16 protein-coding genes are annotated in these 10,543 nt (G+C 37.8%); 6 read left to right on the top strand and 10 right to left on the bottom strand.

What is annotated here, in order from left to right:
• Positions 1 to 101: 101 nt before the first annotated feature.
• Positions 102 to 1,565 (bottom strand): peptide MFS transporter, encoded by a 1,464-nt coding sequence (locus tag IGJ39_RS06155; RefSeq protein ID WP_019724155.1) that lies wholly within the window; start codon positions 1,563 to 1,565, stop codon positions 102 to 104.
• A 372-nt stretch (positions 1,566 to 1,937) separates the two neighbouring features.
• Here IGJ39_RS06155 and IGJ39_RS06150 point away from each other — a divergent pair, with 372 nt between their 5' ends.
• A complete protein-coding gene (locus tag IGJ39_RS06150; RefSeq protein WP_010735602.1) occupies positions 1,938 to 2,534 on the top strand; it encodes a nitroreductase family protein in 597 nt (198 codons plus the stop codon).
• A 68-nt stretch (positions 2,535 to 2,602) separates the two neighbouring features.
• On the opposite strand, the gene IGJ39_RS06145 is transcribed toward IGJ39_RS06150, so the two are convergent.
• The gene (locus tag IGJ39_RS06145; RefSeq protein WP_019724091.1) at positions 2,603 to 3,091 is read right to left on the bottom strand and encodes a hypothetical protein; all 489 of its coding nucleotides are present in this window, start codon (positions 3,089 to 3,091) and stop codon (positions 2,603 to 2,605) included.
• A 240-nt stretch (positions 3,092 to 3,331) separates the two neighbouring features.
• Entirely contained in the window at positions 3,332 to 3,529 is a 198-nt protein-coding gene (locus IGJ39_RS06140; protein ID WP_010735604.1) for a hypothetical protein, read from the bottom strand.
• A gap of 270 nt (positions 3,530 to 3,799) precedes the next feature.
• On the opposite strand from IGJ39_RS06140, the gene IGJ39_RS06135 reads away from it, so the two are divergent.
• Both IGJ39_RS06135 and IGJ39_RS06130 read left to right on the top strand, forming a co-directional pair.
• Positions 3,800 to 4,549 carry a C39 family peptidase gene (locus IGJ39_RS06135; protein WP_019724090.1) on the top strand — a complete coding sequence of 250 codons (750 nt, stop codon included), beginning with the start codon at positions 3,800 to 3,802 and terminating at the stop codon, positions 4,547 to 4,549.
• Between the two features lie 59 nt (positions 4,550 to 4,608).
• A complete protein-coding gene (locus tag IGJ39_RS06130) occupies positions 4,609 to 5,031 on the top strand; it encodes a hypothetical protein (protein WP_019724089.1) in 423 nt (140 codons plus the stop codon).
• A gap of 92 nt (positions 5,032 to 5,123) precedes the next feature.
• Here the strand turns inward: IGJ39_RS06130 and IGJ39_RS06125 are convergent, their stop codons facing one another.
• On the bottom strand, positions 5,124 to 5,495 hold the full coding sequence (locus tag IGJ39_RS06125; RefSeq protein WP_019724088.1) for a YxeA family protein: 372 nt from the start codon (positions 5,493 to 5,495) through the stop codon (positions 5,124 to 5,126).
• 159 nt (positions 5,496 to 5,654) lie between these two features.
• Here IGJ39_RS06125 and IGJ39_RS06120 point away from each other — a divergent pair, with 159 nt between their 5' ends.
• Positions 5,655 to 5,840, top strand: a complete 186-nt coding sequence (locus tag IGJ39_RS06120) for a hypothetical protein (RefSeq protein WP_019724087.1) — start codon at positions 5,655 to 5,657, stop codon at positions 5,838 to 5,840.
• A gap of 163 nt (positions 5,841 to 6,003) precedes the next feature.
• On the opposite strand, the gene IGJ39_RS06115 is transcribed toward IGJ39_RS06120, so the two are convergent.
• Positions 6,004 to 6,192 carry a hypothetical protein gene (locus IGJ39_RS06115; protein ID WP_019724086.1) on the bottom strand — a complete coding sequence of 63 codons (189 nt, stop codon included), beginning with the start codon at positions 6,190 to 6,192 and terminating at the stop codon, positions 6,004 to 6,006.
• Positions 6,193 to 6,214: 22 nt separating this feature from the next.
• On the bottom strand, positions 6,215 to 6,478 hold the full coding sequence (locus tag IGJ39_RS06110; RefSeq protein WP_010735610.1) for a hypothetical protein: 264 nt from the start codon (positions 6,476 to 6,478) through the stop codon (positions 6,215 to 6,217).
• Between the two features lie 170 nt (positions 6,479 to 6,648).
• On the opposite strand from IGJ39_RS06110, the gene IGJ39_RS06105 reads away from it, so the two are divergent.
• Positions 6,649 to 6,903 carry a hypothetical protein gene (locus tag IGJ39_RS06105; protein ID WP_019724085.1) on the top strand — a complete coding sequence of 85 codons (255 nt, stop codon included), beginning with the start codon at positions 6,649 to 6,651 and terminating at the stop codon, positions 6,901 to 6,903.
• 73 nt (positions 6,904 to 6,976) lie between these two features.
• Here IGJ39_RS06105 and IGJ39_RS06100 read toward each other — a convergent pair whose 3' ends face one another.
• The gene (locus IGJ39_RS06100; RefSeq protein ID WP_019724084.1) at positions 6,977 to 7,411 is read right to left on the bottom strand and encodes a universal stress protein; all 435 of its coding nucleotides are present in this window, start codon (positions 7,409 to 7,411) and stop codon (positions 6,977 to 6,979) included.
• A 341-nt stretch (positions 7,412 to 7,752) separates the two neighbouring features.
• On the opposite strand from IGJ39_RS06100, the gene IGJ39_RS06095 reads away from it, so the two are divergent.
• Positions 7,753 to 8,367, top strand: coding sequence for a LysM peptidoglycan-binding domain-containing protein (locus IGJ39_RS06095; protein ID WP_010735712.1), 615 nt, complete (start codon positions 7,753 to 7,755; stop codon positions 8,365 to 8,367).
• 61 nt (positions 8,368 to 8,428) lie between these two features.
• On the opposite strand, the gene IGJ39_RS06090 is transcribed toward IGJ39_RS06095, so the two are convergent.
• From IGJ39_RS06090 to arsC, 3 genes are all read right to left on the bottom strand, one after another.
• On the bottom strand, positions 8,429 to 8,983 hold the full coding sequence (locus IGJ39_RS06090; protein ID WP_195339579.1) for a ClbS/DfsB family four-helix bundle protein: 555 nt from the start codon (positions 8,981 to 8,983) through the stop codon (positions 8,429 to 8,431).
• A 152-nt stretch (positions 8,984 to 9,135) separates the two neighbouring features.
• Positions 9,136 to 9,996 carry an AraC family transcriptional regulator gene (locus tag IGJ39_RS06085; protein WP_019723285.1) on the bottom strand — a complete coding sequence of 287 codons (861 nt, stop codon included), beginning with the start codon at positions 9,994 to 9,996 and terminating at the stop codon, positions 9,136 to 9,138.
• 90 nt (positions 9,997 to 10,086) lie between these two features.
• Positions 10,087 to 10,521: an arsenate reductase (thioredoxin) gene (arsC, locus tag IGJ39_RS06080; protein ID WP_039730181.1), complete on the bottom strand. Its 435-nt coding sequence runs from the start codon at positions 10,519 to 10,521 to the stop codon at positions 10,087 to 10,089.
• Positions 10,522 to 10,543: the final 22 nt, after the last annotated feature.

Genomic DNA, 10,543 nt, shown 5'->3' with positions numbered 1-10,543 from the left:
AACAAAGATAGCTGAACATTTGTTCTATTATCGTTTAAATTTTGGAAATAAAAAAGCCGGAGCAGGACGACTGTCCTCTCCGACAAATGATGTAGATCCAATCAGTGGATCGACCCCATTAATTTTTTGATTGGTTCTTTGATTGCAAATAAAATCACTGCACCGACGATTGCAACGACACCGATAATCCCAAAGTAGGCAGATTCAGTACCTGGTGTATAGAACCGTGCGATTTGTGCATTGATGGCTTGGGAAGAAGCATCTGCTAAGAACCAGATCGCAATCGTTTGCGATTCGAAGGCTCTAGGCGCCAATTTCGTCGTCACTGATAGGCCGACAGGTGATAAGCAAAGTTCAGCAATCACGATGATGAAAAAGCTACCGATCAGCCAAAGTGGGCTGACTTTTCCAGCTGTTCCATATAACATTCCTGGCAACATCAGTAATAGGTAAGACAATCCGGCAAATAACAACCCTAGAGAGAATTTCACTACAGTTGATGGTTGACGTTTACCTAAACGAGTCCATAAAGTAACGAACACAGGTGTCAAAATAAAGATGAAGATCGGGTTCAATGATTGATACCAACTTGCTTGGATCGGAACACCCATCAAGGTCGATTGTGTTCGTTCACTTGCAAATAGGGCAAGGATCGATGACCCTTGTTCTTGCAATGACCAAAAGATGATTGCTGCTAAGAATAATGGGATATATGCCCATACACGTGGTTTTTCTTCCACTGAAACATCTTTTGAAGTCAACATTTTGATAAAGTAATAGAGTGGTAAAACGATTCCTAAGACACTGATTGTATTAACAAAGAAATCGATCGTCAAATGTCCAGTCAGTTGCGCTCCACCAAAAATAATAGCAAATACGACCAAAGCGATCACAACATTACGGATAAATCCTTTACGTTCGCCTTGTGTCAAAGGATTTGGAGGTGTCATACCCACTCCATCCAATGTCTTACGTCCTTGGATCACATATTGCAATAACCCGAAGAACATACCGATAGCGGCTAATGAGAAACCTAAATGGTAGTTATACTCTTGACCAATCGTACCGACGATCAACGGCGCGAGCAATGCGCCTAAATTGACACCCATATAAAAGATCGAAAATCCTGCATCTCTTCGTAAATCGGTTTTCGTATATAAATGCCCGACCATTCCCGAAACGTTTGGTTTTAAGAAAGCTGTACCGATGATGATCAACGCCATCGAGATAAATAAAGTAGAGACACCAAACGGCAATGCCAAAACAACATGACCGATCATGATGAAGACCCCACCAATAAAGACGGTTTTTTTGGCCCCTAACACACGATCAGAAAACCAGCCGCCTACGATACTCGACATATAAATCAACGAACCATAGATCGACATGATCGACAACGCTGTGGCACGAGGTAAACCAAGGCCTCCATTTGCTACCGTGTCGTACATATAATAGATCAGTAAGGCACGCATACCATAATAACTGAATCGTTCCCACATCTCTGTGAAGAACAATGTAGACAATCCCTTCGGCTGACCGAAGAACCCTTTGTCTTGTTTTTCCATATTCCCATACCCCAATTCTTTTAATTTTCAGAAAATAATACACATATTTACCGAAAATCCGTGTAAAAATATTTATTTAAGAAATATATACTTATTTTCTATAAATACAACAAAAATTTAATGGGAAAACGATAAGAAAAAATATAGGTTATTTTTAATAATTATATAGTCTACTTCATGTCATTAAGCTTAAATGTCGGTATATTCAGTATGTAAACGGTCTCGTAACGATTTTTTTATGTAAAAGAACATTTTTTTTCTATTCTTACATTTTGTTGAGCATTTTGTTTTACTTACTTTTTGTAAGATGATATACTTCGTTTTGTCATCAAGAAAAAAACGCAGAAAAGCGAATTAAAGGAGAACTAATCTATGACTGAATTTACAAATATCTTAAAAAACCGCCGTTCGATCTATGATCTAGGCCGTAACGTATCACAATCAAATGAAGAATTAACAACATTGATCCAAGAAGCAATCAAAGAAAGCCCTACTGCTTTCAATGCGCAATCAACACGTGCAGTAATCTTATTTGGCGATGCACATGAAAAATTATGGGAAATGACAGAAGAAGCTTTACGTCCACTGACACCTGCTGATGCTTTCCCAAATACTCAAAACAAATTAGCTAGTTTCAAAAAAGGTTATGGTACTGTCTTGTTCTTCAAAGACACAGATGTGATCAAAAACTTGCAAGAGCAATTTGCATTATATGCAGATAACTTCCCTGATTGGTCAGAACAATCAAATGGTATTGCTACAGCCAATACTTGGGTGGCATTAAGCGAAGAAGGTTTAGGTGCAAACCTACAACATTACAATCCAGTGATCGATGAAGCTGTCGCAAAAGAATGGTCGATTCCTGCAAACTGGAAATTACGTGCACAATTAGTCTTTGGTTCACCTGAATCTCCAGCTGGCGAAAAAGAATATATGAACGATGCCGATCGTTTCCGCGTGTTTGGCTAATTCTACTAATACAAAAAGACAGCTCCCTCTACTAAAAGAAGGAGCTGTCTTTTTGTCATTTCAATGGATCATTCATCCTCATGCTCGATCATGATATCAAGTTCTGCATCATCATTTAAGTGTTTTGCTAAAAAAGGAATCAATTCTTCTAATGAGACAGAAAATTTCAATAGCGGGCCACGCCAACCGTTCCGGAAAAAATTCATTTTGACTTCTTTCGAATCTTTTGGTTGGTAAAGAACGACTTTGTTGATTTCAGAATATGGCACTCCACGACGGTCAAAGCTGTTCAAAACTAGCCCTTCTGTAGTAAGTCCTCGACTATCTAACAAGAAACTCAATAACACAAGAGAAGCCAAGACGCCTTTCACTAACTCATCAGTGGTTGGTTGACTGACCAATGTATACCATAAAACCAGTACAGCAAGGAACGGAACAACTAAATAGACCCAGCGATTCCGAACCGTTTTATAAACGATCTCTCGTCGTACAAGCCATAGAAATAAGCACATGACGATGACAAATAAAAAAAGAACTATTGTAAAAAAGGAAACCATCTTATCGATCCACACCTTTATTTTCAACTCTTGAAACTAGAAAATCAAAGGGGTAAATCATGTCCCCTCTAACTGAACAAACGGTATTCAAGGAGCAGCAATTCAGTCATAAGCCAAAAAACTCAAAAATGAAATAGGCGTTTTCGTTTTTTCTGTCTTATGCCTTAGTGTTCAATGCTCTTTTCATAACCTTAAAAGGACCTGCAACATGATCATTCGATGTTGCATGTCCATATCTTCTTATTCAAATGTATCATATTTAGCTACTACCATGCTAGCTTTTTCTTCTAATAATTCTTGATCTTCTATAGCGCATTGGGCAACTTTGACTACGGCGCAATTCGTCATTTTTGAAACAACTTCTCCAACAACTGATTTGGTAAAACCAATGGGCCTACATGAATATTGTTCTCCTAAATTAATCATTTCTTCCGTCATCAAAATCCTCCTAAACTACTCAAACAGTTTGCCACAGAAAATCATTTCGTTTTATCTGTGTGTTTCGTTAGTGGTGATTTGATCAAACTCTTATTTGATCTATCCGCATTATAGCGTACTGTTTTCGTTTTCACAAATCTTAACAGCTAAACAAGTAAAAAAAGTAGGTTCTTGGACTGATTTTTTCTTTTTTTATCTTCTCTAGTGCAGATTCATATAGTTTTTTCTAGAAAATCACTTATAATAGAAAACAGTCTGGGGGAGTATTTCATGTCAAAACAAAAAAGTAAAAAACGATTACTGCTAGGTGGTGCAGCTCTAGTATTGTTTTCAAGCGTCTTTTACTTTACACATAAACAAACAGAAGATCAAAAAGCGATGTTGGATGAAAACGTAGAGCAAACGATCAAAGCCGAAGAAAAACAAGTGCTTCTCGATGTACCTCTTGAGAACCAATTCGATGAACCTGCACTAGAGAATGGCTGTGAAGTAACCGCCTTATCGATGTTGCTGCGCTTCTATGGCTACGAAACTACCAAGAATCAATTAGCCGAACAATTAAATTATGTCCCCGTTTTCAATGCTGATGGCACTCATGGCGATCCAAATGAAGGGTTTGTTGGTGAGATTTGGGGCGGTGACTGGGCAATGGGTGTCTATGTTCCACCAATCGCTACGTTAGCCCAAGAAATCCTGCAAACCGATTATCATACCGAACCGCAAACGGATGCAAGCTTGACTGACATCAAAAATGCACTAAAAGAAGAAAAACCTGTATGGGCTTCTGTCACGATCGATTTTCAAGTGCCGACAGAAAATGATTTCATGACTTGGACGACTGCAAACGGTGAAGTACAAGTCACGCCATTAGTCCATGCCTGTGTTGTAACTGGCTACGACGATCAATCAATCTATGTCAATGATCCTTATGGCATAAAAAATCGTGCGGTACCAATCGACGACTTTGAGCAAGTATTTACTGCCATGGGCGGACAAATGCTTACTTTAGAAAAGAACTAGTATTTCCTAGAAAAATAGCTTATACTCAAGCTAACAACGCATGGAAGGAGCAAGAATCTGTGGAACGATTTATTCATAAAAAGGCGGATCCAAATGAAATCCCAATCATCTTCGTCCGTGATACTGCTGGTAATATCCAAAAAAAAGTGTCAGTCAATGAATGGACGAACCGATACAGCCCTGCTTCCCTCGATTTACTTGAAATCAAACTTTATCGACAAGCATTGGCTTATTATTCTGAGCAAGACTACGAGAAAGGCATTGATTTGTTGAAATTTTTGATCATTCAAACTGGCTATACTCATTTTGAGTACATCGAACGTCTAGCCACCATCTATCGTAAAATCCATGCAGAAGCACTTGAATATCAGTTGCTCTCTTCTGTCTTAGCATCCGCTGAGATCATCGGCTTGCCTGCTGGTTTGATCAAAAAACTGGAACGGCGGATCGATCAATTGAAATTGAGCATGGCGAGAAAATAAAATAAACCTAAGAACGAATGATTAAGTGATTAATCAATTATTCTTAGGCTTATTTTTTAATTCGATGCTTAGTTTACATAATAAAAATAAAATCAACCAATTATAGCTAATGCTTCTTTAGGTACCTCTTCTTTGGAAATTTCTTCGTATGTTTCTACATGAGCGCCTTTATTCGTCAATCTCAAGTAACGGTCTTTTTTTAAAACAGATAACCCGTTAAATTCAATCTCGCGTTCGTTGCCATTTGCATCAACTGCCTTTTGGATATATTTTGCTGTCCCAAACGAATTGACTTCATCAGGCTGTTTTGTTTTGACATACACTTCTCCCTTAGTGACTAACGGATTCAATTGGTCTATTACTGCTGGTAATTCTCCAGTAGCGTCTTGGGTATAAAACTTCAAGCCAAATAACGCCAACCCACTGAATACAACGGCACCTACTAATACTTTGATTACTTTCATTTTCCTACCTCCTCTTTACTCTTTGAGTATAGCCTGTAAAAAAATCACATTCATCCGTCTCTAGATCGAGTTTTTCATCGGACTTTAGCACAGAAGTTATTTTTACAAAATTTCATAGATTTTTGCTATTATAATAGGAAAGAAAGGATGTGTTTCATTATGAATAAAGAAGAAATACTTCAGAAAATCAAAGATCTGGTCCAAAGTGGCAATTTCACTGAAGCCAAAACATTTTTCGAAGAGCATAAAGAACAACTAGGTCCTTACAAAGAAAAAGCCCAAGAATTTCTCCAAAATGTCGATTTTCAAGGAATAACGGATAAATTCAAAAATCTATTCAAATAAAATTTATATTTTCATAGGGAAGATCGGAGCGAGTCTGTCATAATCTAGAAACAAAAAAATCCTCAACAATCAAGGATTGTCGGGGATTTTTTGTTAGGATTTCTTGTATTTCAAAAATAAGCGATTGATCTCCAAATCGCCACACTTCTATCAAAACCTACTTTTAATACAATCTTGTTGGGTCATAGTGGTACGTCACATTACCATTCAGTTCGGCCTTTCCAACAACAAACTTGCGATTCTCAATTTTTAACCACGCTTCACGAAAAGCCATGACTTCCTCACGTTTGACCTCTATTTTTTGGATTTTTCCATCCATCAACTCTTGGATCATTTGTTCATAGGGATTCATCTTTGATTGCCTCCAGCTTATTTCAATATTCAGTGAAGATCGGTGCATGTATTTCTTTTGTATCTAAATCTTTTCGCACGTTCACTTTCGTATAAATCACTTTTTCAACTGGAATACTGTAGTAACTTTCGTCTCCATCGTTAAATTGATGGACATCCGTTTTTGATAAAATACCATCGATTTTGTTCATTAATACTCGCGGTTCCACACTATTACTAACAATATAATAGCAAATACGGATATTGTTTACTAAATGTAGATCAACTTCTAATATCACTTGGTCCATGAAATACTACACCCTTTCTTTAAAAGAATTATAACAATAAGTACATCAAGAATCAAAAAAACAACTTTATTTAAAAAACAAGAAATTTTATAACATATCCTCTTGTGCACAAACATACAAAGTGTTATTTTTAATTATAGATTTCTTTTTTCCTTGGAGGCGTATATTATATGGACACTTTGGGACAATTGGTTTTTTATATTCCTTTTTTTCTAATGACAACTTTAGCAATCTACTACACGAAATGGACGAAGCGTAAATTTTCCGTATTGCTGACACTTTTACCAGTCGCTTATTTTTCCCACAAAATATTTTCCCTTCGGCATTGGGAACCCACCCCAAAATTACTTTCACATGAATTAGGGTTGATTATTTCATTGACGATATTGATCTTATGGATTTATTACCTTTACAAACATCCTTAGTTACCAGTACTACTCTTCACGAACAAAAAAGCCACGTTGGAAATCAGCAACGTAGCTTATCAGGAATCGGCATCTATTTAACGACCAACACATTACAAGGCGCATGAGTCACCACATAAGAAGCTGTCGACCCTACTAACGCTTGTTGGATCGAGCCTTTACCTGTTGCCCCCATCACGATAAGATTAATTGACTCTTGTTTTGGTAAGACAGTGGCGATCAATGTTCTTGGATCACCGGTCTCCACAATTGCATGAATTGTTTCAATCCCAAATTCTTTGGCATCATTGATTCTCTTCAATAGTTCCACTTCTGTTTTTTGTTTTTCTTCTGCATAGATTTTTGAGAACGCATAGGCACTATGTGTCAAATCGATTTTATTGATAATTGAAACGATCAATAATTCTGCTTGGTTATCTCTCGCTAATTCTAAAGCCTCGCCAAATGCTTTCTCTGCTTTTTCCGAACCATCAATCGCTACCATTATTTTTTTATACATATTCGTCATCCATCCCATCTCCTTGTTTCTTTTATTCTATCACTTCGTATAAAATTTATAAAAAATTCACTTTTTTCTCGGATTTTCAAACTTAAATTGAGCATTTTCTATTTTTTTATTTTGAATCTTTCTAATAAAAAACAAATGTCAGAAGCGCACAATTCTTCATTTATGATGTTTTTCTAATTAAAACGCACATTATTTAAACACATTCTTGTTACAAAAAAGGAGCATTTGTCACAAACTGTTACGTATCTTTCACCTATGAAATATAATCCCATGGTAAAGTATTACTCGTTAGCGAAAACAGCTAATCAAAATAACTTTTTAAAATACGAAGGAGATCTTTCATGAAATCACTTAAAACTATTCTTTTTGGAACAACTTTGGCCGCCGGCGCTGCATTATTTATGGGTACTTCTGCACACGCAGACGAAGCCTACACTGTTCAATCAGGTGATACTTTATCAACGATTTCTCAAAAATACGTTGGTGACAACTCCTTGATCCAAACAATTGCCGAAGCTAACTCAATCTCAAACATTCACCTGATTTTTTCAGGTCAAGAATTAACTATTCCTACTGGTGAGCAAGCAACTGCTCCTGTCGCTACTCAAGCACCTGTGGAACCTGTTCAAGAAACAGCGCCAGTTGTGGAAACACCTGTAGTGGAACAAGCACCTGTAGTAGAACAAGCGCCAGTTGTAGAACAAGCACCAGCTACTGAAGTCGCTGTTTCAACTGGTACGAACGATGCCAAAGAATGGATCGCACAAAAAGAATCTAGCGGTTCTTATACAGCAACAAACGGACGTTATATCGGCCGTTACCAATTAGACTCTTCTTACTTGAACGGTGACTACTCTGCTGCCAATCAAGAAAGAGTGGCAGAACAATATGTGGCTTCTCGTTATGGCTCTTGGGATGCAGCCAAAGCTTTCTGGTTAGCTAACGGTTGGTACTAAAAAGAACGATTTTGAAAAAATGGGAATCTTATTGATTCCTATTTTTTTGTTCTTGTTTCACCTAATTTCCCTTTTGTTTTTGCTTCTGCTTTTGACTTTGTTTGATTTTTTTGATTGCCCAATCATAATGACTCGAAGTAGCAGAAACGAAATAACTGCCAAGCGTTGTATTCCCCACCCAAGAATACTGGTTTTTTTGGAACAGTTGATCGTCATCGAAGGTTTTCGCCAGTAACATCACTTCTGCATGGCTTTCATTCAACCAGTCAGACGCTTGCCGTAACGTAGTAGACTGATGTTTTTTTGTAAAGGCACGATTCATCTCGGCTGTCGTTCGCCAATTATACGGCTCCGGCAAAAAAGGCACCGCTTCTCCCATTTGATTATCAGTCACCCACTTTAATAGCAAACAATGCCACTCGTATAAATGGATCAACACGTCTTTGATCGTTTGATCCCTTCGCCAATGTGCTTCTTTTTTCTTTTCAAGAAATACTTCCTCAAAATCAAATGTCGCTTCTCTTTGTTCCTTAGGTATTGAATCGATCAACTGCTGTAACTTCTCATAATTTTCAGCTGCGAGTATCAATAATTCCTCTTTTGACTTTGGTCTCATATTCTTCTCCTTATTAAAAATACATGTGTTTTAAATCGTTTCCAATCCAACTATAATTCTAGTATGCCTGATTTCTAAAAAAAAGACGAGTAATATCCTAGAATGAATGTTCATTCTTCGATATCACTCGTCTTCACTGACTTGTTTCAATGTTACCCATGCCGCTTTGTGACAGCGATCCACACTTCACTATACGCTTCCCCTTGATCAAGCCATTTGGTAAAGGAGATTTCAGGTGCCTCGACCAACTCGTACCCAGAGTTCGGTAGCCACTCTGAAAAAATATTCGCCATCGTCGTTTGTAAGACTTCTGGAAAACTTCCTTGATTGGGAAAAATCGCCCAAGTATGTCCAGGAATGATTCGTTGCTCTAACCCTTTACATTCGTCGATTTTTGATGTCAAGAAACCAATCATATGCGTCAAAGCGCCCTTTTCTTCCATACGTCCTTCATCAAATTGAAAAGAGGCATTTACCACTTGATTAGGTGCAAGATCACCTAACCTATGCATTTCCTCTTTTTGTTCCTCTGTAATCGCTTTTGCTAATTCGATGATTGATGAATTGACTCCCACAAATTGGATCGGTACCCGCTTTGATACACCGATAATTGCAAAGGTCCTTTTTTCTTCGATTCGATAATCCATTGAATTTCCCCCCTTGATTTCTAAGTGAAAGGTGAGTTTAGGATAAGATTTGCAAACCCCTGATTTTTTGACCTCTGAAGGCAAATAACCTGACCAGTCGCGAAACGCTCTAGAAAAACCTTCTAACGTTTGATATCCATACGCAAAGGCCGTCACTGTCGCACTTGCGCCGTTGACAAGATCTACGTTGGCACAAGCCAGTCGCCGATTCTTGATATATTCAGATAAAGTGATTCCTGCAACAAACGAGAAAGTCCGCTTCAAATGATACTCCGAGATTCCTGATTGTTTGGCTACTTCGCTTAATTGAATGTCACTTGTCAATCGTTCTTCGATATAATCGATCAGCCGGTTCAGCTCTTTCATCCTCTCACCTCACAACTTAGTCTATCGCGTCCATTCAATGCTCACTTGATTTTTCTTAGACCAATATTATCAATACATATTTTTCTACGCTTAGTTAGCGATATTCTTGATTTTATCTTTGATGATTTCGCGAGTTTTTCTAAATTCAGCAATAATTTCTTCTTCTGTACCAGTAGCTTTTGCCGGATCTTCTAGATCCCAATGTTCATGACGGATATGCGCAGGAATCACTGGGCATTTATCTAACGCATCTCCGCAAAGCGTAATGATCAAGTCCGCATGGCTAAAATAATCTGGATCAATCAAGTCTGAAGTTTGACTCGTAATGTCGATGCCATCTTCTTCCATCACTTTTACTGCACGCGGATTTAATCCATGTGTCTCTACTCCCGCGCTCCGAACTTCAAATTGATCTTCCAGATATTCGTGGCCATACCCTTCAGCGATCTGACTTCTACAAGAATTTCCTGTACATAAAAAATAAACTTTCTTCTTTTCTACACTTGTTGACTTCTCCAAAACCATTCCTCCAATCCATTAATCCTTT

The sequence above is a fragment of the Enterococcus sp. AZ140 genome, assembly GCF_051714405.1.
GTDB classification, from domain to species: Bacteria; Bacillota; Bacilli; order Lactobacillales; family Enterococcaceae; genus Enterococcus_B; species Enterococcus_B pernyi.
The sequence above is the reverse complement of the archived record's forward strand: the minus strand, read 5'-3'. Positions and strand labels throughout refer to the sequence as shown.

Excerpts from the sequence above, each read along its gene's own strand:
- IGJ39_RS06155 (WP_019724155.1), bottom strand. The coding sequence starts at position 1,565 with ATGGAAAAACAAGACAAAGGGTTCTTCGGTCAGCCGAAGGGATTGTCT.
- IGJ39_RS06150 (WP_010735602.1), top strand. The coding sequence starts at position 1,938 with ATGACTGAATTTACAAATATCTTAAAAAACCGCCGTTCGATCTATGAT.
- IGJ39_RS06145 (WP_019724091.1), bottom strand. The coding sequence starts at position 3,091 with ATGGTTTCCTTTTTTACAATAGTTCTTTTTTTATTTGTCATCGTCATG.
- IGJ39_RS06140 (WP_010735604.1), bottom strand. The coding sequence starts at position 3,529 with ATGACGGAAGAAATGATTAATTTAGGAGAACAATATTCATGTAGGCCC.
- IGJ39_RS06135 (WP_019724090.1), top strand. The coding sequence starts at position 3,800 with ATGTCAAAACAAAAAAGTAAAAAACGATTACTGCTAGGTGGTGCAGCT.
- IGJ39_RS06125 (WP_019724088.1), bottom strand. The coding sequence starts at position 5,495 with ATGAAAGTAATCAAAGTATTAGTAGGTGCCGTTGTATTCAGTGGGTTG.
- IGJ39_RS06120 (WP_019724087.1), top strand. The coding sequence starts at position 5,655 with ATGAATAAAGAAGAAATACTTCAGAAAATCAAAGATCTGGTCCAAAGT.
- IGJ39_RS06115 (WP_019724086.1), bottom strand. The coding sequence starts at position 6,192 with ATGAATCCCTATGAACAAATGATCCAAGAGTTGATGGATGGAAAAATC.
- IGJ39_RS06110 (WP_010735610.1), bottom strand. The coding sequence starts at position 6,478 with ATGGACCAAGTGATATTAGAAGTTGATCTACATTTAGTAAACAATATC.
- IGJ39_RS06105 (WP_019724085.1), top strand. The coding sequence starts at position 6,649 with ATGGACACTTTGGGACAATTGGTTTTTTATATTCCTTTTTTTCTAATG.
- IGJ39_RS06100 (WP_019724084.1), bottom strand. The coding sequence starts at position 7,411 with ATGACGAATATGTATAAAAAAATAATGGTAGCGATTGATGGTTCGGAA.
- IGJ39_RS06095 (WP_010735712.1), top strand. The coding sequence starts at position 7,753 with ATGAAATCACTTAAAACTATTCTTTTTGGAACAACTTTGGCCGCCGGC.
- IGJ39_RS06090 (WP_195339579.1), bottom strand. The coding sequence starts at position 8,983 with ATGAGACCAAAGTCAAAAGAGGAATTATTGATACTCGCAGCTGAAAAT.
- IGJ39_RS06085 (WP_019723285.1), bottom strand. The coding sequence starts at position 9,996 with ATGAAAGAGCTGAACCGGCTGATCGATTATATCGAAGAACGATTGACA.
- arsC (WP_039730181.1), bottom strand. The coding sequence starts at position 10,521 with ATGGTTTTGGAGAAGTCAACAAGTGTAGAAAAGAAGAAAGTTTATTTT.